The organism is Streptomyces sp. NPDC002888 (assembly GCF_042888465.1).
In the GTDB taxonomy this organism is placed as follows: Bacteria; Actinomycetota; Actinomycetes; order Streptomycetales; family Streptomycetaceae; genus Streptomyces.
In genome coordinates this window covers 407241-430303 of the sequence record NZ_JBIAPU010000001.1, presented here as the reverse complement: position 1 = coordinate 430303, position 23063 = coordinate 407241, and the positions used below count along the sequence as shown (strand labels likewise).

Sequence of the window (23063 nt, the reverse complement as noted above, 5' to 3'; positions counted from 1 at the left end):
GTCCGTAGGTGGAGCCAGGAGTCGCTCCCGAAGCCAGCCTGGCGCCGATCCCGGGTATCGAGTTGAGCGTCGCGCCCTCAGGAGCCCAGTTCCACGCCCTGTCACCGCTGTTGTAGCGGCCGGGATACCGGCCCGCTACCTCGGCTGGCTCCGCCGTCCCCAGCTGTGGCGGGCGTTCACCGAGCACGACGTGCCGGTGATGCCCTCGACCACCCTGGAGGGATACGCTCCATGCGCGAAACTCGACAAGCTGATACGCGACAGGTGGCTTGCCTAGTGAACAGAGGGCAGATGTCACATCCCGGCCGCATACACGGGTCCGGCCCGCCGGGTCAGCAGCACCTGCTGGCCCTTGGGACTGTCGCGCAGCAGGATCAGGTGTACGTCGACCGGAAGTGTGAACCGCCCAGCGGCGGCCTGCCCGCTCACGCGGTTCCTCCCGGGCGGCGGGCCAGCAGCACCGTGAATTCGACCTGCTCGGTCAACCGTCCGTTCTCATCGGCGTGTCCTTCGAGCAGGTGCAGCGCCTCCGCTTCGAACTCGGCGTGCCGCTCGGCGAACAGGTCGGCTCGGGCGAACGAGGTGGTGCGCAGATAGCCGATCACTTGCTGCGGCGTCCAGGCCCGGGGGAAGCGGAAGAGGTGCTGGCTGACGTCGCTGAAGGCGGAGTCGGCGAGGTCGTCCTCGTAACGGCGGCTTGGCTGGTTGTAGGTACCGCAGCTGCCGACACGGCGGCCAGGCCCGAGATAGGACTGGATCAAGCCCTTCAACGCGCCTGTCCAGTCGGCTTCGTGGGTCCACAGGCTGCCGTCACCCATGAGTGCGAGCGTCGCGTGCGGGGCTGCGACCCGGGTGGCCATCGCCAGTACGGCGGGGCGGTTCATCCAGTGGAAGGCCCGGCAGCAGGTAATCAAGGCAGCCCCGTAGTGAGGCCGTTGAGGGTTGAACTGGTCGGCCGGGACTTCGTGGCAGGACAGAGCGCGGTTCCCCAACAGAGGGTGGAGGGGTGACGACGGCTTCACGGAGTTGGGCCCGGCTGGGGTCGACCAGATCCACGTGAGTAATACAGGGAAGCGCTGGGAGGAGAGCTGCGGCAACTTGCCCGGTGCCTGCTCCGAGGTCGAGCAGCGTCACGTCCGGTACGCCCTTCACGGCGTCAGCCAGTAGCCACGCAACCTGCTCGGGTACACCCGGCCGGAAGCGGGCGTACTCGTCGGCCGCCGCGCCGAACAGCAGATCCTCGCCATCCGGAGCCGGAGTGGGTGGGTGATCGGCGGGTGTGTTCACTGCGGGTCCCCTTTCACCGGGCGTTCGTCGCGGAGCGTCCAGCACAGCTCGTTACGGCCGGATCCGGCGACCGCCCACTGCTTTCCGTCCGCAGAGAACTCGATCCGGTACGCGTCGGGTTCGCCGGCCGCCTGCCACTGGGCCGCGATCTCTTCGATCTCGTGCCAGATGCCGCGAGGCCCGAACTCTGTGACTGAGCACGTGCCGTCACCATCCGGGCTCACGCGCACCCAGGAGCCGCACTCCGGAGCGCCGATCTGAAGGTGCTCGGCGCCGAAGTTGCAGACCAGTCCAGGCCGAAGGTGATCGAGGGCCAGCCAGAATCCACGCGCCTCTCGGGGTGGTGGCAGGCGGTGCCCGCGTACGGTCACACCTTCGGCAGTGGCCATCTCCTCGCGGAACGCGGCGGACAGGAAGAGACGGTCCCAGCCCCACCCGGCGCGGTGCCCGAACTCGACCGCCCGCAGCTCTCCCTCGATGCGTCCCTGAGCGGTTTTCGTGATCACAGCCAATCCCGGCCACGACGGCGAGCTGGTGCCGACAGTCGCCAGCGATAGCCCCTGCGGCGCGAGCTGTTCCACCAGCGCCGACGGCACACGAGGCACGGCGAACGAGACGAACACCCGGTCATACGGCGCCCGGTCGGGCCAGCCCGCCTTGCCATCTCCCGTCACCACGGTGGGCCGGTAGCCGAGGTCGGCGAGGTGGGTGGCGGCGGCCGAGGTGACGTGTTCGTCGCGGTCGATGGTGACGACCCCGGCGTCGCCGCTGAGGAAGCAGGCCACCGCAGCGGTCACGGCGGCGCCCGTGCCGACATCCAGCACCTGCTGCCTAGGCTCCAGATCCAGTTCCTGCAGGAGCCTGGCGGTCATCCCCGTCACGCTCGACATGGACGTCATCGCCCCGCCCGAGCGCGTGCCACGCGCCCGGCCCAGGAGCGGTTCACGGTCATGCTGGATGGCGACGCTGTCCCCGCTGTAGAGCACGTGCAACAGTTCGTCCCGGTCCGCGGGCGCCGACCAGTCCAGCAGATCCCAGCGTGGTGGGGTCTCGTCCGGTGCGCTGCGTCGTACGTACGCCTGCGGCATCAGTACCTGGCGGGGCAGCGCCAGAAGTGCCTCGGACACCGGGCCCGGGGGCAGATGCCCGGCCTCGTGGAGGTGGGCGACCATGGCCGCACGGGCTCTCGCCGCGTTGGCGTCGTCCACGGCTGGGGTGGTGGGGGAAACGGGTGGGGCGGGTTTGGGCATGGTGGCGATCTCCTAAAGAAGGCGAGGGGAAAGGCACAAGGGTCAGGTCCAGCCGAGTTCGGTGTAGAGGCGGCCGCGCCGGATGCCGTCGATGGCGGCCCGGGTGTAGGTGACGGTCGGCTCCGGCAGAGCGTCGGCGGGCCACCAGCCCCAGCTGACGCACTTGTCCGGCTCGAGGACCTGGGGTTCGCCCTGCCACGTTCGGGCCCGGAAGACCAGCTGGAGGCGCGGCTGTGCGCCGGGGGAGTCGACGAGGTGGACGACGTGCACGAGTTCGACGTCCTCAGCCTTGATCACCAACCCGGCCTCCTCGCAAGCCTCCCGGATCAGGCAGGCGATGGCGGATTCTCGTTCGCAGTGACCGGCCAGGAAGTGGTGCTCCAGGGGCGCGTAGGCGGAGTCGGGATGCCGCAGCCCGAGCAGGATCTCGCCGTCCCGTTCCAGGTACAGATGGACGCCGATAACGTTCGGCACCGTCTTCGTGCCGGCATCGCGTAGGCGCAGCACCGGCAACGCGTCGGTGGCACCACCGTCTGGGCGTGGGCCCTCCTGGTGGTGGCGGATGACGGCCGTGGTGCCGGGGTCCATGGTCAGATACGGGATCTGCTCGGCATCGGTGAAGCGCAGCATGATCCCCTCGGTGAGGGGCAGCAGGGCGGGGTCGCCGTCCCACGTCCCGGCGTACACCTGGACCCGGCTGGTGGTCCGGCCGTCGGCGTCGGTGTCCTCGACGACGGCGAGCGGGACGAGGTCGGGGATGTGCAGGCCGGCCTCTTCCATCAGTTCGCGGGCGATCGTGTCGTCGAGGCTTTCGCCGGGTTCGGGATGGCCTCCGGGCAGGGACCACTGTCCGGCGCAGCTGATGTTTTTGTTGGCGTCCCGCAGATGCAGCAGGTAGTGGCCGTCCGCGCTGACGAGCAGCGCCGCCGTGGTCGTGGTAACGGCTGGTGCGGTCACGGAATCCTCCATCGGTACGGCGGGCAAGTGGTGGGGTCGTCGCGCCCCGGGGGCCAGGGCGCGTGTAGGATTCGCGACTTCGTGCGCACGGGTTCCTGCGGAGACGCCGGAATCCGAGCTCGATGCGCACTCGTCCGGACGGCCGGAAGTGCGCACTTCTTCCGCCCCAGCGTGGTTCAGGGCGGGATCGGCTTCGACACCACCGCAGGTCCTGTGATCCATTGCGCACCCAGACCCGGATTTGCGCATCGAGTGCGCGTCCTCAGCCGACATTGCGCATCGAATCGCGGACCCTACAGCGCGGCGTAGTTGGGTCAGCGGTCGGTGGACAGGGCCAGAAGTTCGGCGAACAGGCCGCCTCCGTGGGCGAGTTCGTCGTATGTTCCGTGTTCGGCGATCCGGCCGTGTTCCATCACGATGATCCGGTCGGCGATCTTGGTGTTGACCAGCTGGTGGGTCACTACGATCGTGATCCGGCCTGCCGCGACGGTCTTGATCTCTTCGAGGATGGCGTGCTCGCCGCGGGCGTCCATCTGGCTGGTCGGCTCGTCCAGGATCAGCAGGCTTGACCTGCGATACAGGGCCCGCGCGCATGCCAGGCGCTGCCACTGCCCGCCGGAGAGTTCCGTTCCGCCCCACAGCTCCCGGGCCAGCAGCGTGTCCAGGCCGTCGGGGAGTTCCTCGACGGCGTCCCGCAGCCCGACCTCCTCCAGGGCCCGCCACACCAGGTCGTCGCCCGCCTCGCGGGGCTGGCCGAGGGTGACGTTGTCGCGGACGGACAGAGGCCACTGCGCGAAGTTCTGCGGCACCAGCCCGGACAGGTCCCACAGGCTGTCGGGGTCGAGGTCGGCGACGTCGCGGCCGTTCCAGGAGACGCTGCCCTTGTCGGCCAGGAAGATGGCGGCGAGCAGCCGGGTAAGGGTGGACTTCCCGGAGCCGTTCTCGCCGACCACGGCGAGGATTTCGCCGCTGCGGACCGCCAGCGAAACTCCCGCCACGGCCGGAGTCTCCTTGCCCGGATACCGGTACGCGACCTCGTCGAGGCGGATCTCTTCCACCGGCCGGCTCGGCGTGAACTCGCCTCGGTTGGGGGCGCGTTCGGCGGCGTAGTCGAGGAAACCGCCCATGTCCGCGAGGTAGAGGGAGGTGTGGAACATGGCTGCGCCGTAGATGACGAGTTGACTGAGGGCGGCGAGCGCGGTCTGCACCGCGATGACCGCGGTCGCGGCGATCGACGGCTCGATCCGTCCGCTGGCCGCCAGCCAGGCGAGACCCGCCCAAGTCGCGATGAGGAAGATGCCGCCGATTGCCGAACTGATCAGCACGATCCGCAACATCTTCGGCGCCGCGGCGAGGGTGCGTGCGTCGATCCGCTCCGAGATCGACCGGTACCAGAACACCAGGTACGAGGTCATGCCGTTGGCGCGGATCTCGTCGGTGAACTTCACGCTGGTCGCCCAGCCGCGCAGGTTCTGCCGAACATTGCGGTCGCCCACGTTGGCGTAGTGGGTCTCGTAGCTGACGCGGGCGTGCAGGACGGCGCCCACGCCGGCGGGGACGACGGCGAGCAGCAACAGCGGCAGCAACAGCGGGTGCAGCACCGACAGCACCCCGCTCGCGCTGACCATACGCACGATGGCAGCGGTGAAGCGGGTGGCGTCCTGCACCATCACGTGGCTGCGGACCACCCCCATCTCCGCGGCCTCCTGCCGGTCCGCGCAGCCGTCCTCCGCCCGCGCGGCGGCCTCCATCCGGCACACCGCCGCCACCAGGGCGCAGTCGGACTCGGTCGTCAACCGTGGGGTGATCCGGCCGTCCGCGTATGAGGACAGCGCGGTCGCCACCCGCCCCACCGCCGACGCGCAGGCGATGATCAGCAGGGCCGGCAGCGCCTGGTGGAGCCGGTCGGCCACCTCGCCGTCGGCCAGGATCCAGCGCATCGCACGGGATGTGGCGGTGAGCAGAACGGCGGCACTGATGCCGATGGCCAGCTGACAACCCACCAGCAGCAGCACAGCCCGTCGGTCGATCGCCCACGCCATCCGTGCGGTCTGCGCCAGCACCGACGGAAGCCGCCGGTACATCTGCGCAAACGATGCGTCCGTCAGGGGATTCTTGGCGTGCCGGCCGCCGTAGCGCAGCTCGGCAGGCGGTGGAGGCGGCAACCGGCGCGGCGCCGCCGTATCAGGCGCCGGAGAGGCGGGCTCGGCGCTCACCGGCCACCTCCCCTCGCCCTGTCGGTAAACCGGGAGGCAGACGCAAACGGCCATGCGGCCGTCGGGAGTTCATTCGGGGCATTCTGAACGACAGGCAACTGGGAACCTCCAGCACCGACTTGGGGGGATGGCTGATGATGACCGGAACAACGACGCGACGCCCGTCTTCGAACACACGTGTTTGAGTCGTATCCCCAGCCGCCCAATCTCGCGGTCCGCACGCTCGTGGCCGTTGATTCAGGCGGGTCCACCACATGACGGCGGTGGCCGAAACACCGACGGCCGATACGGATGAGGCCGATGAGGTGGGTGGGATGACGGCATGTTTGGGGCGCGATCGAGCTCGGAGCGGCTTGATCAGCATGGCGGGCTGACCGGTCAGGCATTGGCGCGCCCGCGGCGGAGATCTTCACTGGGCACAGCCTCTCCTGCTAGTCGGGGAATTTCATTCCGAGGGCCACGAGTTGCTGATGTCGCTCCGGTTTGAGTTTTCCTTTCCGGTATTTCTGGATGCATGTGTTCATCCAGCTGCGCGGGCGAAGAAGGACGGGCTTTTCGATCACATAGCTGCCTGGGATGTTCAGGTGCCCGTGTTCGGCCTTGAAGTCGGTAACTACCTTTATATGGAGGTCCCAGCGAAATTGCAGCGAGTCCCAGACGAAGCCTATGCGGTCGAGTGTTCTGCGCTGCTCAGGAGTTAGGCAGTCCGGATGCGTACGGAATCCGGAAACCTGCTGGCCGATGCTTCGACCGCGCAGGACGTAGGTCTGGGGTATGTCGAGGTGGCCATGCCAGATCATGAACTCGCGGCAGTCTGAGACGAATTGATTCCAGACGTACTCGGCTCGGTCCCAGATGAATCCCTCCGCGTTGAGGGCCGCGACCTTGGCATCCGGCACCTGTCCGTATCTGTAGGAGGTACGCAGGCTGGCATATGTCTGGCCGAGCGGGTACGCGCGGTCGCCGCTCTTGGCGACGTAGGTCTTCGGGACGTCCAGGTGTCCGTATTCCTTCTTGAATTCTCTTAGCTCGTGGATCAGTTTCTGCAGTTTCTGATCGGGAACTGACCATGTCATCCCGAGGGCTTCCCATTCTTCGATCTGGGAAGGTGAGAGTTTGCCCAGCCGGTGGAGTTTGCGCAGGTATGCGATCCAGCGCCCCAGGCCCAGTCCGGTGGGGGTGCGGTAGTCCTCGTGGACACGGAGGTCCCCGTGCTCGGCCCGGTAGGTTTCGGCGGCCTGGAGGTATTCGGGCCAGACGGTGGTGGCTGCGCGAACCGTCCGTACGGTGATGGCGTCGGCGAAGTCCGGAGGGACGGGAATGCCGGTGAAAGAGAGCCAGTCGGGCAGTTCACCTTCGGTGCCGGCGCCGAGCCGGACCTTTCCGGTAGCGGTGGGGGTGGCGAGGGAGCGGCGGGCGGTTTCGAGTTCTTGGTGCAGTGTCTCGTCGTGTGAAGCGAGGGCCCGCACCGTCTGCCAGACCGGGCCGAAGGGGGTGGAGCTCAGCGCGGTTTCGGGATCCTGGTCCTGCTGGAGGAAGACCGGCACCATGATGGTCGCGGTTTTGGGTCGGCTGCGGTCGCTGAGCCGCATGGCCCGGCCGGTCCCCTGGATGGTGTCGATCGTGCTGCGCGGGCTGAGGAAGCAGACGGCGTCCACGGCAGGGACGTCGACTCCTTCTGACAGGACGCGTGCGTTGGAGACGACGATCAGGCCGTCTTCCTGTCCGGCGAGCCTGTCCAGCGCCTTGCGCCGCTGGGCGACGGTCTGGTTGCCGTGGACGTGCTCGGCGGCCAGGGCGGTGGGGCGTTGATCGGGGGGCAGGAGAGCGTGGGCGTGGGGCAGGAGCGTGGCGAACCACTTCGCCTCGGCGATGCTGCCGTGATAGGTGATCATGCGCCGGATGCCGTGCTCGTGGGCGGCGCGCAGCACGGCTAGTTGCTTGGCGAGCATGGGGGCGGCCACGGCGGTCCTGCCGATGCGCAGGAAGGCGTCGTCCCGGCCGAGCAGTTGGTGGGCCTCGCTGCTGGTAACGACGGGGACCACAAGGCGGTAGCGGGCCAGTAAGCCGAGGTCGATGGCGGTCGCGAAGGGCAGCCGGTAGGCGACCGGGCCGTACAGGTGCTCGTCCGCCATGCTGATGACGTCCTCGCCCTCGTCGTCGAGGATCCGGGGAGTGGCGGTGAGATACAGGCGGCGTCGCGCCGTGATGATGTCGTCGTAGTGGATGGCCGCCCAGGCTTTGGTTGCGGCACCCGCGGTGCGGTGGGCCTCGTCGATCACGGCGATGTCCGGAGGCGCCATGCGGTGGTGGGCCTGGGCCTGGGCCAGGATGTGGAGGCTGGCGTAGGTGCAGGCGATGGTGAGCGGCCCCGGGTCTTTGGCGAGGGCTGCCAGCTGGGCGGCGTCGTTGGCGACGTGGGCCTCGGCGCTGGCGAGTTCGTCCTGCAGTCCGGTGCGGTGGGCGGAGAGGACCTCGCGGTCCGAGCAGACCGCGATGATGCGGCCCAGCCGGTGCCGCCCGAGCTGGTGTGCCCATTCCATCATCGTCTGGCGGACTAGTTCCAGGGTGGGGACGACCACTAGGCGGCGCCGGGAACCGATCTCGGCGATCTGGCCCGCGACTTCGGCGCCCACCCGCGTCTTGCCTGTCCCGCATGCCATCACTGCGGTGACCCGGCTGGAGTCGATCAGGGTTTTGGCCAGGACGTCCACGGCCTCCTGCTGGTGCGGGAACAGCGGGGGTGAGGTCTGGAGCTGATTCACGGTCGGTCGGTTCCTCGATGTCGTCGAAGAGGGATCGGAAGGCACTCGTTCAGCGGGTAGGGCGTGTCGCCCCGCCCCGCCGCGTCAGGCGGGCCAAACCAGCCGGGACTTCGGGGCACGGCAGGGGCGTCTTCGCGCGCCGTTGGCCCCGGTTATACGGCGGTGCTGAGGATCTGTTGCACGGGCGTGCAGCTCGAAGGTGGCGATGACGAGCGCCGATTGGCACCACGTGCAGACCGTTACCCCAGTTGGTTCGGATGAAATTCTTCGCTGCTGCGGCGCCTGGCGACGGCTGCCTGTGTGCGTCGACACGAGATGCCGTGCGCTCGCTCCAGCCAGCGCAGCAGCTCCTGCAACTGGCTGACCAGCACCAGCAGGTGTTCGTACGCGAGGTCCGCCCGCGGCCGGGAGTTGGAGCGGGCCTCGGTCCGCTCAATCAGCTCGTGGAGTTCGGAGCGTTCCCTGTCGCCGAGCGCTGCGGCGAGGGTGCGGGCGTGCGGGATCAGGGTGGGGGCGAGCTCCTTCAGTGTGGTGAGAGTGTCGGCGACGGCACGTGGGGCGGAGACGATGCCCCGGTTCGCGATGCTGTCCAGCTCCCGTCGCGCCTCGACCGACAGCGCGGACACGTCCGTGTCGGTCGTACGTACGGCGGGAGTTGTGCTGGTCATGGAGGTGCTCCGTGTCGGTTGAGCGGGAGATGGGGTGGGAAGGTCGTGGCGCGTGATCTGTTCCACGGTCAGCCGCGCTGTCGGCAGGCTCCACTCGACGGGTGGAGCTTGGACAGGCGGCAGGCAGATAGGCGGTCGGGGTTCCCCGAAGTTGGTTGTGGTGTTTGAGGGCGCGGGTGCCTGGGAGTTAGGCGGCTGTGCTGGTGGGGAGGAAGAGCGAGGTTTTGGCGGCGAGTCGTTCGGACCACTGGATGGGAGGGGCGCCGAGCTCGGTTTCGGCTAGACGTTGGCGCTGGACCTCGCCGGTTCCGGCGGGGGAGTAGGTGTGCTGGACGTCCCGCCAGAGCCGCTGGAGGGGGTAGTCCGTTCGTAGGGCGTGGGCTCCGTGCAGTTCCATGGCGTCCTGGCCGGATTCGACGGCCCATTTGTGGTTGAGGTACTTGGAGTTGATGAGTTCGCCGTCGCAGCTCTGGCCGTGGTCGAGCATGTGTACGGCCTGGTGGGCGAGTTCGCGGCAGGCCATCAGCCGGGACTTCATGGCACCGATCCGGTCACGCAGGACGGGAAGGTCTGCGAGGGTGCCGTTGTAGCGGCGGCGTCCCTCAAGGAAGCTGGCGGCGCATTCCATGATCGCTTCGTGGATGCCGAGGGATACCGCGGCGAGGTTGGGCCGGCCGTAGAGGATGCTGCTGCTGTAGGCGATGTCCTTGCCGTCGCCTACTTCGCCGATCACGTTGGTCTCGGGTATGCGTACGCCGTCGAAGGTGAGCTTGCCGAAGCTGAAGCCGTGGAGGCCGAGGGCGGGCCGGTGCGGTTCGACGGTCAGTCCGTCGCGGTCGTGTTCGACGAGGAAGGCGGTCAGGGCGCGGGAGCCTGCCGCGTCAGCGGAGGCGGTGCGGGCCACGACGCAGTGGACGTGGGCGATGTGGCTGTTGCCGATGTGGACCTTGCTGCCGTCGATGATCCAGTCGCTGCCGTCGCGGCGGGCGGTGGTCTCCATGCCGAGTACATGGCTGCCGGTCTCCTCTTCGGTCACCGCGATCGACAGCAGCGTGTCCCCGGAGGAGATCCGGGGCAGCAGCATGGCCTTCTGCTCGTCGCTGCCGAAGTGGATGATCATCGAAACGGGCAGCTGGCTCGCCTGCAGGATGGCGCCGGCCGCGCCCGATGCCCGCGCCACGCTCTGGATCATGAGGGTCTTGGCGAGATGTCCCGCATGCATACCGCCGTACTGGCGCGGGATCGTGGCGCCGAACCATCCCTGCTCGGCCATGAGCAGCGCCAGGTCGCGTTCCACGGTGTGAGGGGAGGACTCCATGCGCTGGACTCGGGGGGTGACTTCCGCAGCGGCGAACTCGTCGAACTGCTGGACCAGGGCTTCGTAGTCGGGCGTGACCGGAGTCGTGGACGACATCGTGGGCATCGTTGTCTCCCCCTCGGGGTGGTGGTCGCGGGTGGTGCGGCCGGGCGCGCGGGTGCTGCTACGAGCTGGTACGCCGGTAGAACTCGGTCATGAAGAGGTCGCGGTAGTGGTCGATGAGCGTCCACAGCGGGCGACCTTCCGAGCGGTCTCGCGGCTCGGTGCCGACCACGCAGACTGTGCCCCAGACATGGTTCGTGCGCTCGTCGATGAGAGGGGCGCCCCCGTACACGCGGACCCCGATCTCGTCGACGACCGGGTTGCCGGCGAACTCGTCGAAGTCGAGGACATCGGTCAGGACCAGCGAGCCCCGGCGCTGGACGACGTGCGGGCAAAAGCCGTGCGTCAGCGGCATGGTGCGGCCCACCACGGGCAGTTCGCCTCCGGAAGGGTTGGCGAGACCGAGGAAGAACTGCTGGCTGCCGACCCAGTTGAGCATGGCGTACGGAGTGCCGGCCGCGTTGGCGACCTGTTGGGCGAAGGCGTCGAACGCGCCCACGGGCGGAGCCGTGGGGTCGAAGAATTCGGGCAGGTGGCTCTGCCAGTCGATGTCGTGGCCGGCGGTGGACAGGAGGTCGGACGGAGCGTGGGAGTTCACAGCTGTGCTCCTTGAAGGACGGTGGCAGGGGAATGTGGGCGGGTGAGCGCGTGGTCGATGAGATGGGCGAGTACGCCGGCCGCGTCCGCCCTCTTGCGGGCATCGCACAGCACGACCGGAACCGTGGCCGGCAGGGCGAGAGCGGCTGAGACTTCGTCGGGGTCGTAGCGGCAGGCGTCGTCGAACTCGTTCACGGCCACGATGATGGGCAGGCCGCGCCGCTCGAAGTAGTCGACCGCGGGAAAGCTTTCGTCGAGGCGGCGGGTGTCGACGAGGACAACCGCAGCGAGGGCTCCTCGCGTGAGCTCGTCCCACATGAACCAGAACCGGGTCTGCCCAGGCGTGCCGAACAGCATCAGCACGGTGTTCAGCTGCGGGAAGGTGATCCGGCCGAAGTCCATGCCGACGGTGGTCGCCTTCTTGTCGAACAGCAGCGTGAGGTCGTCCACGCCCTCGGAGGCGGCCGTCATCACGGCCTCGGTACGCAGCGGAGTGATCTCGGAGACGGCGCCCACAAACGTGGTCTTGCCTACCCCGAACCCGCCGGCGACAACGATCTTGACGGAGGTGGCACTCGCGCCGCCGAGCCGGCGCGGCAGCCCGAGGTCAGAGCTTGAGGAGTCCATTGCGAAGGGCCTTCAGGAGAGCAACGTCGGGAAGGTCAGCAGAGTGCGTGGCGGTCATGGCATTCAGCGCACCGAAGTCGATCAGCCGGGACATGAGGATCCTGGTGATCTGGAAGGGCAACCCGATCAGGGCGCCGATCTCAGCGACGGCCAGGGGCTGATCCCGGCACAACGCCATCGCCTGTTCGACTTCCGGCGGCTGGCCCGCAGGCGGTTCTCCCTCGGCCCACAGCAGCGTCTCGATCTGCAAGTCGTGCGTGGGCTTGGTCTGGCCGCCGGTCAGGACATAGAGGCTGGGGGCCTCGGTGTCCTCGACGGTCCAGGCCGGGCTGCTTGCGGACGCCATCTCACTGGCCGTCACCGGAAGGAGCCCCGCCCACACGTGCCTCTGTGGTCAGCAACTCGCCCATCCGCTTGATCAGGTCGACCATCGCGAAACCGACGGCTCCCTCGTCCGCGCGGGTGTTGGTCAGCACACCCAGCACGCTTTCGACCTTTTTCGGGTCGCGTCCCGCATTTCGCGCCACTACGGACGGGGGGCTCCCGGCACTCATGATGAACAGCAGGAAGCTGCTCTTCCTGATGAGGACCTGTTCGACACGGCCCTCGCCGTCGTCGACTCCGTGAGCGATCGAGTACAGGCCGTTGATCACTGCGGCCAGGCGGTCCGCCAGTTTGCCGTCCATGCTCGGTCCGGCGTGAGCCAGCCGCAGACCGTCCTGCGTGCCGAGCAGGACGCCCGTCACATCGGGCAGCTGGGCCAAGTCGTTGAGGAGCTCGTCCACAACCACATCCGGCTGTACTGCCGTCGAGTCGGTGGTCATTCCAATTCTCCGTATCTCCGTACGCTGTACGGACTGGTGCTCAGGCGCGAAGCGAGGCACGAAGGATGTGTGGGGCGCGTTGCGGTGGTCAGCTCGCGCTCCCCTTTGGCGGTCGCGTCTCGCTGTCTGCCGCGGCTTGTTCCGCGCGATGCACGCCTTGGGTGAAATTGCTGACGAAGGCAGGATCCGGCGGCGCGAGCGGGACGGGGGCGGCCTCTGGCTCGGCAGGGGCCGCGCGCTCATGGACCGTTGCCTGTGGTGTTCGCTGCGGCAACCGGGGGCGAGTGTCAGGTGTGGCGCCGAGCGGCGGTGCTGCCGTGGTCGCTGTCGAGGCGACGGGGCGCCGCCCAGGGGCAGGCCGCGCGTCACGGTAAGGCAGTGGCGCCGTCCCCGCTGGGACTGGGGCCGGAGGACTGGGCCGAGGACCGCCGGACGGCCGAGGACCGGGGTGCCTTGTGAGTTGCGCTGCCGGGACCGGTGTGGCGGCAACGTATGCGTGAGCCTGTGACGGTGCCGCCGGCTCGTTCTGCCAGAGCAGGAGTTTGTCCGGCATCACCACGAGCGCCGTGATCCCGTGCATGAGATTCTTCTGCAGTCGCACTTGGATGCCGTACCGGCGGGCGAGTTTGGCCACCACGAGCAAGCCGGTCTGGCGCTGGGCCAGTTGCTCGGCCAGGTCCGTGTCCTGGGGATCGGCCAACATCCGGTTGCAGCGATCGAGTTCGCCCTGGGCCATGCCTATGCCCCGGTCCTCGATCTCCACGGCCAGACCCGCGGTGACCCTCGTCGCGCGCACGACGACTTTGCTGTCCGGCGGGGAGCAGAGAGTGGCGTTCTCCTCCAACTCGGCCAGCAGGTGGATCAGATCGGGACCGGCGAAGCCCGGTATCTGCACATCCAGGGTGGATGTGTGCATGCGGACCCGGGCGTACTTCTCGATTTCCCCCGACGCGCCGCGCAGCAGGTCCACCAGCCCGATCGGTTGGTTCAGCGTGCGCGCCTTCACACCGCCCAGAACCGCCAGCCGTCCGGCCGACCGCCGCATGCGCTTGAGCAGGTTGTTGACGTCGAACACGCGATACAGCACGTCCGGGTCCTGGACCTGCTTCGTCAGCTCCGTCACGATGCCGAGCGCACGTACGAGCAGCAGGGTCAAGCCCCCGGCTAGATAGACAAGCGCCTGCGTCAGTTCCGTCTGCCGCCCGTTCACCACCGCCCGCCACGTTTCTGCGTGCAACTGGAACAGAGCGGCCTCGGTTTCATTCCACGGGTTGCCGCCGGAGTTCGCCTGCGCTGTGGAGAAGTCAGGAGGGGAAGGCCGCTCGCCCCGGTCGATCTGCTCCAGAGCATCGCTGATGCTCTTGCGTCCTTCGTCCACGCCGGCTTGGAAGTGCCGCAGCCAGCCATGCACGGAATCGCTGTACTCGCTGCGCTGCCGGTGCAGCTCAGCCGCCGTGCGAACTGCCATCCAGTCCGCGCAGACCAGCACGGCCAGGCCGGCGGCTGCTGCCGCCGCCCCGATGATCCAGCCATCCACATGGACGCGTGCCGTCGCGCCGACGGCAGCCGCCATACACAAGATCGCCGCGACGAAGAGGGCGGGCACGAGCACCAGAAGCCGCAGCCGCAGGTGCAGCCCCCTCTCGGTGCGTAGTGGCTCGGCGCCGCGCGCACGCCGACGCTGGCCACGTCGGTGACCGATGGGTCGCGGGCATGACTGATCAGACATTGGTGACCTCGCGGAACGTGGTCCCGACAGGGAGGAGGGAATAGCCGGCAGGGAACGAGCGAGCAGCGCACCCGCACCGGGGGCGGGGACCGCAGCGTGCAGGCCGGGACTTGGGTGGGAGTGGCCGCCGGGGCACGCGCGCCTGACCGCAGCCGACGGGGGAGGCGGCGTACGGCCCGGGTCCACGGGGGTGCCCCGGCGGCCGGTCTATATACGGATCCCGCTGATCGTCTCGACCGCACTCTGTACGACGCGGCTGATGGACGGAGCAAGCGAGCTGTCGCGGAGATAGAAGCCGAGGAGCACGGCCGCTATTGCGTGGCCTGCCTTGAGGCCGCCTTTGCGGATCAGCAACCACACCATGACGGCCAGCACAACAACCAGGGAGACAATGATGCTCACGGAATTGCGTTTCTGCTGGGCGAGTGTGTCCGAGGGGTCCCGCGTTGCCAATCGGGTCGGCGGCAATGACCCGCGTGGCTGCGGGACTTGAAGCGACGGCGCGCCTGAAGGATGGCGCACCTGCGCAGCTGGTGACCGCATTGGTCCGGGCGCGGCCGAGATGGGCCGTCATACCGGCTAAGGCGGGAAACGGGGCAGGCACGATGTCCTCCGGGGGCGCAGACTTGTCGTCTCGCGTCATGTCCGCGACGCCCGGGTGACCGTTTCCGGCCTTCGATGATTTTACAGGTAAACCAGGGAAGTAATCGATGTTCTCAGGTCAGAAGCCTGTGAAAATGCATGGTGCACAAGGGTGTTGGCACCCAGAACGGGAAATACCGCTGCGCTGCATGTTCGGTGATGCTGGTCAACCGGACTGAATTCTCTCCATTGCTGTGGTGACATCGTCGACTCAACTCCTGCGGGGCCAGTCGACGACGAGGCGGCTGCAGGGCTTGTCCATGACGAAGCGCGGTTCGGAGGCTGTCAGTTGGTTGCGGGCGTCACCAACGGCCATGCGGAAGCTGGGTTCGGGTGAGCCGTTGCCCCAGCTCTGGTTCCACTCGCTGATTTCGGTGGCGACCCGGTCGGCTACTTCCGAGGCGCGCGGGCCGTGGCCGATGACGCCGATCTGCCAGAACGTGCCGTGCTCGTCCTCGCCTTCCCGCTTCGTGAGGTAGGCCAAGGAGTCATTGTCGAGTGCGGTCATCGAGCCCCAGCCGAAGTTCGGGATGAGGCCGGAGCGGGACCCCGGCATCCGGGACAGGCCGTTCGGCAGCACGTATGCCAAATACAGGTAGAGCCACTCGTAGGAGTCGCCCTTGCGGAACTTCACGTTGGTGTAGATCTCGGCTGGGGACTGGTCCAGGACGGTGCGAATCGCCTCGCGGTCGACGTTCTGCTCGCTGTAGGTCTCCAAGCGCACGTCGCCGTCACCTGCCATGTCGACCATGGTTCGGACGTCATTGCAGAAGCCCTTGCGCAGGGGGACGAACGTCATCATCTCGGTGGAGACCGTCCTCCAGGTCTGGCCGTCGCGTTCAAACGCGAAGCTGCGGGAGATGCTGCCGCGAATCCGCATCGGGATGACGAGGCGTCCACCGGGGACGAGCTGGTCGAGAATCCGCACGGGGATGTCCCCGGCGCCGACCGTGAACTGGATGCGGTCGAAGGGCGCATGTTCGGGCAGACCGGCGGCGCCGTCGCCCAGTGCGACGGTGACGTTTGCGGCCCCGGCCTGCGCGAGGTTCTTCCGCGCGCCGTCGACGAGGTCCTGGTCGACATCCACGGTCCACACATGGCCTTCGAGAGCTACGAGTTCTGACAACAGCCGGACGTTGTAGCCGGTGCCGGCCCCGGCTTCGAGGATCTTGTGGCCGGGCTGGGCGCCCAGTTGTTCGAGCTGGGTGGCGACGATGGAGGGGGCGGAGATACAGGAAAGCATCGTGCCCGTCGCGTCGTGCTTGATCGCCACGGCGTCGTCGACGCAGGCGCTCTGAAGGTCGACACCGGGGAGGAACCGGTGGCGATCGGTGCCCCGGAACGCGGCGATGACTTCCGGGGTGCGCAGGTGGCCGCTGTCGACGAGGCGGCTCACGAGCTCGTCGCGCCATACGGCGGGATCGGTGACGGGCGTCACGGTGGTCTCCATTCGCGCGAGGTTAGAGGCTGGCGGGGTGGAACGACGGGGAGGCGCGTCGGTGGCTTGCGCCTCCACACAGGCGACTTGGCGGCGCAGCCGATGCCCCAGCCTCCTGCTGGTCGGAAGCACTCAGGTGTGGTCGAAGGCGGAGATTGCGTGGCGAGTGAGAGTGGCACGCGTCCCACGCCCTCAGAGCATGGGCGGTCGTTGCATCAGCTGACGCCTGGCCGTCTCGCATGCGGCGATAAACCTCCCTCCTCAGAGAGGCACTGGGTGAGGCTCGCCCCAGCCGTGCTGACAGCCCGCATCAACGTGGACAGCACCGATTCGGGCAGGGTGCCCCGGCCGAGGCCGCCGTCGTGGACGATCGCCTCCAGCTCGTGGCGTGACCACTCGTCAGCCGGTGGAGCGGGGTGGCGGAGGATTTCGCGTGCTGCGTACGCGTCCCGTGCCCGTGTGGTGTCGCTGACGATCGCGTCGTACAGGGGGCACGCGAGGACTTCGCAGCCTTCCGGTGCCAGGTCGATCGCGGCCAGGGCCAGCCGCACCCGGAACATGCGAAGGTGTGGCGGGTCCGGCTCCAGCGCATCCCGCACGGCGAGTGCCGTAGCGGCGAACCCTCTTGCTGTGGCGCGGCCCGCAAGGTGGTCGGCGTAGTGGCGGAGGACCTGCGCGACGGCTTCCTCCCACGGCTCCGTGATTGTGGCCTTGTCGATCAGGGAGTTGGCCGTGTCCAGAGCGTCCGTATGTAGGTTCGCCACGATGTGTGCTTGCCTGCTGCCGTACAGCCGCTCGGGCTGCTCGTCGTAGGCGGTCGCGTGTTCTGCCGCCTCATGCCATTGGCCGGCGGCGACCAGGAGCCGGGTGCCGTCGTCGAGCAAGAGGTCGTGTAGCCAGGGCTGGATGTGGTCCAGGCCGGCGTCGGTGGTGAAGCCCGTGAGGTCGATGGCCTGTCCGTGGACGGTCGCGCTGCCGCCGTCACGGGCGGCGCGGTGCACGCTCATGAGCTGCTGAAAGGCGGCCTGCGGGTCGCCCGTTCGGGCTGTCAGCCGTACGAGGTTGACGATGGGCTGGAGGCTGGCGATGGCGGTGTCCCCGGTGACAGGCCATGCGGCTTGGAAGAGACGGAGCTGACGCAGGCAGAGGTCTGTCGCCAGGTCGGTCAGCCCGCTGTCGGAGGCGATCAGTGCGGACAGGTTCCAGGTGGCGCATGCGAGGTTGATCCGGTCGCGGAGCGGTCCGTCCTGCGCCGACTTCTCCCCGCAGGAGCGGACTTCGTCGATCCGGGCGGCGAAGCTGGGGTAGACGAGGTGGGACCGGCTGACCAGCGGAAACCGCCTGGAGAGCCGACGGAGCCTTGCCTGTGGGTGCTGTGGCGGCGCGGTCACGGCATCGGCCTTTCCGTGGGGTCAGCGGGATGCAGGATCGCGGTATGTGCCGCGTGAGCGAGAACGCTCTGGGTGCGGGCGGGCAGGCCGATCCGGTTCCAGTGGAAGATCACGTGGTAGGAGATGACCTCGCGCAGGCCGCGGTCGAGGGCTCCGTCCCGGGCGGCTGTGCCGAGGTCTCCTCCGGCCTGCCGAAACGCGCTCACCCAGTCGGCGGCGGGCTTGAGGGTGCGGTCCGACTGGAGCATGGGACCAGAGGGGCTGGTATCGGCGATGAGCAGCTGTCGGAGGCTATCGGCCATGGCGTGGATTTTGGTGGCCGGTACGTCTGAGGGGAGGGGCCGTTCCCGGGTGACGCGGTGCCAGACGTCTCCTTGCTCGTACCACTCCAGTCCGGCGGCGCACATCAGGGTGGCGCACAGCAGCAGTGACAACTCCCGGCGGCCCAGCTCGCCATGAGCTGTGGTGAGGATGGCGTGGCTGTCGGCGTGGAACAGGGTATGGGCGATGGTCATGCTGGCGTCGCCGCCGAACGCTGCGGTTTCGGGTTCGTAGATGCCGGGCCACCAGCGGTGGACTTGTCCGGCGGCCGTGAGTTTGTCGAGCATGTCGGTCAGTGCCGGGGGGAGTTGCGTCCCGAAGGCCGGGAGCAGCCGCATCCGCCAGCACGGGTGCTTACGGATGAACCACCATCCGGTGAGCAGACCGTCCTGTTGGGCCTGGTCCAGGACGGGGACGATGTGGTCGGCGGCGGTCTGCTCGGCCTTGGCCCAGTCGGTGAACTGGATGTACAGCTGACGCCATGCCGGAGGTCCCGTCTGTTGGGCGAGGGCCTGGTGCCCGGCCTGCTGGTAGACGGCGACGGCAGCGTCAAGGTCAGCGGGCTCGAGTCCGGCGCGGGCTGCGGCGGTGTCCGTGTTGGTGCCGGCCATGACGTCCAGCACGGCGTGCAGGGTCGCTTCCAGGCGGGAGGGGTGGTTCAGTCGATCAGTAGGCATGCGTCCCATCCCGAGGTCGGCGCAGCGTCGTGGGCTGCGGTGGTCAGGGCGAGGGCGGTGCCCGCGGCGCCTTGCAGGAGGCCGGGGTCGCCGCCCGGACGGGCGTCCCGGGCCAGGGCAGCGGCCAGGTCGGGCAGGGTGGCGCGCAGGGCCGGGGTGGCGGCGTCGTGGGCGGCGCGGAAAGCGGTCTGGTAGACGCCCGCCCAGCCGTGGCACAGACCGGCGTCGGTGATCTCGGACAGCTGACCGGGATCGGTCAGGCAGCGGACCATGGCGTCCTCGTACAGGCGCTGGCGATCCGGGTCGCGGCGGGCGAGGGCGGCGAGCTGTCCGGCGCGGGCGATGCCGGGGGTGCCGTAGCACCAGCTGGGCCGTGCCGGTCCGCGCTGGGCGGGACGGTCGGCGTGGACTTCACCGAGGCGGAGGTGCTCGGGCCACCAGAATCCGGCGGGGCCGTCCTGCCGCCACGTATCGAGCCAGTGAAGGATGGTGTCGATGGCGTCTTCCTGACCGTCGACCCTCACGCCTTGGCGCAGGGCGCGGGCAAGGAGCAGCAGCGGGCCGGTAATCCCGTGGGCGGCTCCGAAGTTGGCGTGGCCGGCGGGAACGGTGGACGGGGTGAGGTCGGGCTGGTGACCGACCCACCAGCCGGGCAGCATCCCCTGGTCACTGTGCCGGATGGGGCGGGTCAGCCGTACGAGGTAGGCAAGGACGCGTGCCATCGCGGTGCCGGACGGGGACCGGCGCAGCAGGTACGCGCCGATGCCGGTGAGCCCGTAGAAGATGTCGTACTCGTGGAAGCTGGCTGGACGCCCGTGGCGCATACGAGTCCGCGCCGCGTCGCATCTGCGGTGGGCGAGTTGAGCCACGTGGTGGTCCAGGGCTGCCAGCGCGTCCTGATACCTGGGTGCATCGGCGGTGACGGCGCAGTCGAGCATGAACGCTGCCGCAGGCGCCCCCAGGTACAGGCCGCTGGTGTCGGCGGCGCTGACCGTGGTGGCGACGGCGGTCTTGATCCAGGGGTGTGCCTGCTGCCAGGTGCCGTCTCCGGTACGGGCGCGTTCGATGTGCAGGAGCGCGGATCCCGCGGCGCCGGCGGCCAGGTCCTGCGCCGCCCAGGGCTGGTCTTCGGGCGGCGGGACGGGGGTGGCCAGGTGGCGGGCGAAGGCGTCCGCCAGCACAGCTGGGCTGGTTGCGGTGGTCATGGCTGCCGCTCCCGGTGTCGCAGGGCGCAGGCCCGGGCGAGCCGGCCGGTGGCGCGTTCGCGATCGGGGTCGACGGGCAGCGCCCGCACGCAGTGCTCGTGGAGCAGCGACCGCAGCACGCTGTCGGAGTTGTGCCCGGTGGCCAGCTGCTGCCGGTAGGCGGTCAGGGCTGCAGCGCGCTGCCGCCAGGCGGCGGCGACCTCGGGGCCGCCCGGCAGGGCTTGGAGTGCGGTGTGCTCGGGATCGGCCAGAGCCTGGGCCAGGGCGATTCGATCCCGGGGTATGGGGCCGCGTTCTTGAGGGAGCGTGCGGGTCAGCCAGTCTGACGCCTGATCTGCGTCGCCGGTGAACCGCACCGTCAGGTCGAACATGCTCGCAGCGGTCAGGGCCTGCCCGGTGGCGGCATCATCCGCAGCGGCACGGATCTGCGCCACGCCTGCGGCCGAGTCCGCGGCGAACACCAGGTGCGCGGCGTCCAGAGCGGGGCCGTGCCCGTACGGGCCGGTCTGCGGCGGGTAGGTAGCCAACTCCAGGCCGGCCGCCAGATGTTGGCCGCTGAGGGCGTCTGCCCAGCCGGTGACCAGTTGGGCGGCCGGACCGAAGGCGGCTGAATCGGGAAGGCGCAGGTACAGATCCAAATGCTGGTCGGAGGCCGGGCGGGTTGTGTCGCGATGGCGCCTGAACCACCAGAGCGGCATGGTGGTGAACTGGTCGAGCAGCGTGGGCAGGTGGCCGGACAGGATCTCGTTGTAGCGCTGGGGGTGCGCGAAGAGACGGGCATACAGGACGGTGGGCTGGCTGGGTGTCCCGGGGGCGGCGGCAGCGGCCTCCGGCAGGCGGGGCGGGTCGGCGGGGGTGGAGTTCGCCAGAGGGATCAGGAGCTCGTGGGGGCGGCCGATCCATGCCCAGTCCCGCGCAGTGGTGCTTTCGCGCAGTTCGACAACGCGGTTGCGGTCCACGCCGGCGCGCAGCAGCGCCCGGTGGATGCGCTGGTCGAGGTCGAGGGGCAGCTGCTGGCCGTCTTCGACCAGAGCAAGGCGGTCAGGGACGCAGAGCCGTTCGCGCCATCGGGCCAGTGCCTTGTCCCAGTCGGCCATGGGGGCGGACCGGCCGGGCAGTTCCTCGGCGGACAGCAACCAACGGGCAGGCGCGAGGATCGTCCGCTTGTACCGCACGCGTGGCAGGTAGGGCAGGGTGGCGGCGACGCCAAACGTGAACGCCCGGTAGGCGGCATTGCGGGCGGTGGTGATCTCCGCCAGGAACCTGGCGAGCGGCGGTGTGTGGACGGACGCTTCCAGCGCATGGGTGACGCGAGGCTCGATCTGCTGTCCCGTTGACCTGCGCACCAGATAGAACCGGCGGGTATCCGCAGTCACCGCCAGGTCGTCGAGCGGGATCACGCCGGGGCCGGACTCGTGGTGCTGGCCGAGAGGGATAGTGAAGGGTAGGACCTGCACGGTGCGGGCGATGTTCTCGTTGCGGCGCCGGCGAGGGGTGAACGACAGCTGCGCCGCGATGGCGCCGGGGCCGGCGGTCGCGTACGAGTCGGTGAGCGCGCTCTGAGCGGACGGCGGGAGCAAGTGCGCGAACCGGCCGAGCATGCTGCTGCCGGGGCGGGGGGCGCCGGTGACCAGCAGCCGGTAGTCGCCGCCCTGCACGGCCTCCAGAGTGGGGGCGTGGATCTCCACTGCGATCTCAGCCCGGGGCACGGGCAGCAGCGGTTCGGCGTGGTGGGCGGTCAGGTCGGCAATCGTCGCCCGGGTGAGGACCAGCTCACGCCTCCCACCGAGCATCGCCTCCTGGAGCAGGCGCAGGATCTTCTCGTCCCGGTCGGTCACCTCATATGGCGGGCGGGCGCGCTCGGAGCCCAGGAAGCCCGCGGGCAGGCCGAGGCCGCTGTCCGCGACCAAATCCAGTACGGGCACGAGGGCCTCGTTGCCGTACCGGTCGAGGAACCTCTGGTGGTAGTCGCGCCATTGCGGATACCCGTACGGATGAGGCGACAGCTGGTGCATGACCTGGGCTGCCTCGGCGGCTTCGGCCAGGAGGGCTTCGGGGATGTAGGCGGTGCAGTCCAGTGCGGCGTCGACCAGCAGCGGGACGCGGCCGGTGGCACTCACGCGCTGCATGCTCTGCGTCAGCGGGTCTCCGAGCGTCCAAGGGGCGACGGTGTCCGGGTGATTCAAGCCGCCCCGGATCGAAGCGAGCTGGGAGGCCAGCTCTGCGATGTCGGGTATGCCGGTGGCGTCTGCTTTCTCCAGCTCATCGCATATGTGGGCGAGCGTGTCGACGGACGTCATCGGGGGCCACAGGCTGCTGATCAGGATGTGCTTGCTCAATAGGTCGGAAATCAGGCCGACGAGCTGCTCGGGGCGTGCGGTGGGGAACTGCCCGGACAGACGGTGCACGAGCAGCTCGTACGGGATCGGGGTGCGGGCAGCCTCCAGCACGGCAGCCACTGGCCGGGTCAGGCGGACCGACAGCTCGATGGGGGCGTAACCGGAGGTGTGCGCGTCAGTCGGCATCCCCTCCACCACATGCCGGTTGCCGCGGGAGCGGCCGGTGTTGTTGGCCACGACCGTCAGCCGGGCCAGCAGAGCGGGGTGGCTCTCCAGGCGGGTAATGACGTCCGTCAGCCAGTCGGAATCAGGCCGCAGAACAGTCCGGTACCCCTCACCCCACAGAATGTGGGCGGCTTGAGCGGACTCAGCGGGGGCGACGCCGGCGAATACCCCGAACGGGGTGGGCCGGTGGTTCCACCGCAGGAGGTAGGCGGCGACAGACCGGACGGCCCGCCTGATACGGCGGCCGTCGGTGACGGTGCCGTTCAGGATCTCGGCGACGCGCTGACACAGGACGGGGCTGGCTGCGGACAGCGCGGTCGGCACTGGAGCGCGCCATACCTCCTCCAGCCACTGCCGACCACGGATCGTGGCGTCGTCGCCGTGCAGGTCAAAGTCCGGCACAGGGATCGGCCGGGAAGCGGTGGAGGCGCGCAGCAGCATTCCAGGCTGCCACTGATACGTGAGGGGTACTCCGTGGGCCACCG

19 protein-coding genes and 1 pseudogene are annotated in these 23063 nt (G+C 68.8%); 1 reads left to right on the top strand and 19 read right to left on the bottom strand.

Annotation, left to right across the window (positions count from 1 at the left end):
- Window positions 1-35 precede the first annotated feature (35 nt).
- A pseudogene (locus ACFYWX_RS01880) lies at window positions 36-220 on the top strand (glycosyltransferase); the annotation flags it as partial.
- Between the two features lie 74 nt (window positions 221-294).
- On the opposite strand, the gene ACFYWX_RS01875 reads toward ACFYWX_RS01880, so the two are convergent.
- The 19 genes from ACFYWX_RS01875 to ACFYWX_RS01785 all read right to left on the bottom strand — a co-directional run bounded on the left by ACFYWX_RS01875 (window position 295) and on the right by ACFYWX_RS01785 (window position 23061).
- Window positions 295-429: a hypothetical protein gene (locus ACFYWX_RS01875; RefSeq protein ID WP_269647814.1), complete on the bottom strand. Its 135-nt coding sequence runs from the start codon at window positions 427-429 to the stop codon at window positions 295-297.
- Window positions 426-818 (bottom strand): hypothetical protein, encoded by a 393-nt coding sequence (locus ACFYWX_RS01870; protein WP_389422032.1) that lies wholly within the window; start codon window positions 816-818, stop codon window positions 426-428. The genes ACFYWX_RS01875 and ACFYWX_RS01870 overlap by 4 nt, the downstream gene beginning before the upstream one ends.
- 465 nt (window positions 819-1283) lie before the next feature.
- A complete protein-coding gene (locus ACFYWX_RS01865) occupies window positions 1284-2537 on the bottom strand; it encodes a protein-L-isoaspartate O-methyltransferase (protein WP_389422031.1) in 1254 nt (417 codons plus the stop codon).
- A 42-nt stretch (window positions 2538-2579) separates the two neighbouring features.
- On the bottom strand, window positions 2580-3494 hold the full coding sequence (locus ACFYWX_RS01860) for an NUDIX hydrolase (protein WP_240439625.1): 915 nt from the start codon (window positions 3492-3494) through the stop codon (window positions 2580-2582).
- Between the two features lie 314 nt (window positions 3495-3808).
- Window positions 3809-5764 (bottom strand): ABC transporter ATP-binding protein, encoded by a 1956-nt coding sequence (locus ACFYWX_RS01855; protein ID WP_389422030.1) that lies wholly within the window; start codon window positions 5762-5764, stop codon window positions 3809-3811.
- A 377-nt stretch (window positions 5765-6141) separates the two neighbouring features.
- On the bottom strand, window positions 6142-8475 hold the full coding sequence (locus ACFYWX_RS01850) for a Helicase associated domain protein (RefSeq protein ID WP_389422029.1): 2334 nt from the start codon (window positions 8473-8475) through the stop codon (window positions 6142-6144).
- Window positions 8476-8714: 239 nt separating this feature from the next.
- On the bottom strand, window positions 8715-9143 hold the full coding sequence (locus ACFYWX_RS01845) for a hypothetical protein (RefSeq protein ID WP_389422028.1): 429 nt from the start codon (window positions 9141-9143) through the stop codon (window positions 8715-8717).
- A gap of 187 nt (window positions 9144-9330) precedes the next feature.
- Complete coding sequence (locus ACFYWX_RS01840; RefSeq protein ID WP_319675101.1) at window positions 9331-10557, bottom strand: acyl-CoA dehydrogenase family protein; 1227 nt, start codon at window positions 10555-10557, stop codon at window positions 9331-9333.
- Window positions 10558-10624: 67 nt separating this feature from the next.
- Complete coding sequence (locus tag ACFYWX_RS01835) at window positions 10625-11161, bottom strand: GAF domain-containing protein (protein WP_389422027.1); 537 nt, start codon at window positions 11159-11161, stop codon at window positions 10625-10627.
- Window positions 11158-11787: an ATP/GTP-binding protein gene (locus ACFYWX_RS01830; protein ID WP_107446621.1), complete on the bottom strand. Its 630-nt coding sequence runs from the start codon at window positions 11785-11787 to the stop codon at window positions 11158-11160. The genes ACFYWX_RS01835 and ACFYWX_RS01830 overlap by 4 nt, the downstream gene beginning before the upstream one ends.
- Window positions 11768-12133, bottom strand: coding sequence for a DUF742 domain-containing protein (locus tag ACFYWX_RS01825; RefSeq protein ID WP_159083329.1), 366 nt, complete (start codon window positions 12131-12133; stop codon window positions 11768-11770). Before ACFYWX_RS01825 ends, ACFYWX_RS01830 begins: the two co-directional genes overlap by 20 nt.
- 1 nt (window position 12134) lies before the next feature.
- A complete protein-coding gene (locus ACFYWX_RS01820; RefSeq protein ID WP_159083330.1) occupies window positions 12135-12611 on the bottom strand; it encodes a roadblock/LC7 domain-containing protein in 477 nt (158 codons plus the stop codon).
- 88 nt (window positions 12612-12699) lie between these two features.
- Window positions 12700-14217, bottom strand: coding sequence for an ATP-binding protein (locus ACFYWX_RS01815; RefSeq protein ID WP_159083331.1), 1518 nt, complete (start codon window positions 14215-14217; stop codon window positions 12700-12702).
- 330 nt (window positions 14218-14547) lie between these two features.
- Window positions 14548-14742: a hypothetical protein gene (locus ACFYWX_RS01810; protein WP_389422026.1), complete on the bottom strand. Its 195-nt coding sequence runs from the start codon at window positions 14740-14742 to the stop codon at window positions 14548-14550.
- Window positions 14743-15193: 451 nt separating this feature from the next.
- Entirely contained in the window at window positions 15194-16432 is a 1239-nt protein-coding gene (gene fxlM, locus ACFYWX_RS01805; protein WP_389422025.1) for a methyltransferase, FxLD system, read from the bottom strand.
- A gap of 203 nt (window positions 16433-16635) precedes the next feature.
- On the bottom strand, window positions 16636-17811 hold the full coding sequence (locus ACFYWX_RS01800) for a hypothetical protein (RefSeq protein ID WP_389422024.1): 1176 nt from the start codon (window positions 17809-17811) through the stop codon (window positions 16636-16638).
- Entirely contained in the window at window positions 17808-18809 is a 1002-nt protein-coding gene (locus tag ACFYWX_RS01795) for a thiopeptide-type bacteriocin biosynthesis protein (RefSeq protein ID WP_389422023.1), read from the bottom strand. Before ACFYWX_RS01795 ends, ACFYWX_RS01800 begins: the two co-directional genes overlap by 4 nt.
- Entirely contained in the window at window positions 18791-20014 is a 1224-nt protein-coding gene (locus ACFYWX_RS01790) for a lanthionine synthetase C family protein (protein ID WP_389422022.1), read from the bottom strand. The genes ACFYWX_RS01795 and ACFYWX_RS01790 overlap by 19 nt, the downstream gene beginning before the upstream one ends.
- A complete protein-coding gene (locus ACFYWX_RS01785; RefSeq protein ID WP_389422021.1) occupies window positions 20011-23061 on the bottom strand; it encodes a lantibiotic dehydratase in 3051 nt (1016 codons plus the stop codon). Before ACFYWX_RS01785 ends, ACFYWX_RS01790 begins: the two co-directional genes overlap by 4 nt.
- Window positions 23062-23063: the final 2 nt, after the last annotated feature.

What these genes read in the sequence shown, in the direction of transcription:
- ACFYWX_RS01870 (WP_389422032.1), bottom strand. Translation starts at nt 818, where the DNA reads ATGGGTGACGGCAGCCTGTGGACCCACGAAGCCGACTGGACAGGCGCG.
- ACFYWX_RS01865 (WP_389422031.1), bottom strand. Translation starts at nt 2,537, where the DNA reads ATGCCCAAACCCGCCCCACCCGTTTCCCCCACCACCCCAGCCGTGGAC.
- ACFYWX_RS01855 (WP_389422030.1), bottom strand. Translation starts at nt 5,764, where the DNA reads ATGGCCGTTTGCGTCTGCCTCCCGGTTTACCGACAGGGCGAGGGGAGG.
- ACFYWX_RS01845 (WP_389422028.1), bottom strand. Translation starts at nt 9,143, where the DNA reads ATGACCAGCACAACTCCCGCCGTACGTACGACCGACACGGACGTGTCC.
- ACFYWX_RS01840 (WP_319675101.1), bottom strand. Translation starts at nt 10,557, where the DNA reads ATGTCGTCCACGACTCCGGTCACGCCCGACTACGAAGCCCTGGTCCAG.
- ACFYWX_RS01830 (WP_107446621.1), bottom strand. Translation starts at nt 11,787, where the DNA reads ATGGACTCCTCAAGCTCTGACCTCGGGCTGCCGCGCCGGCTCGGCGGC.
- ACFYWX_RS01825 (WP_159083329.1), bottom strand. Translation starts at nt 12,133, where the DNA reads ATGGCGTCCGCAAGCAGCCCGGCCTGGACCGTCGAGGACACCGAGGCC.
- ACFYWX_RS01820 (WP_159083330.1), bottom strand. Translation starts at nt 12,611, where the DNA reads ATGACCACCGACTCGACGGCAGTACAGCCGGATGTGGTTGTGGACGAG.
- fxlM (WP_389422025.1), bottom strand. Translation starts at nt 16,432, where the DNA reads ATGGAGACCACCGTGACGCCCGTCACCGATCCCGCCGTATGGCGCGAC.
- ACFYWX_RS01795 (WP_389422023.1), bottom strand. Translation starts at nt 18,809, where the DNA reads ATGCCTACTGATCGACTGAACCACCCCTCCCGCCTGGAAGCGACCCTG.
- ACFYWX_RS01790 (WP_389422022.1), bottom strand. Translation starts at nt 20,014, where the DNA reads ATGACCACCGCAACCAGCCCAGCTGTGCTGGCGGACGCCTTCGCCCGC.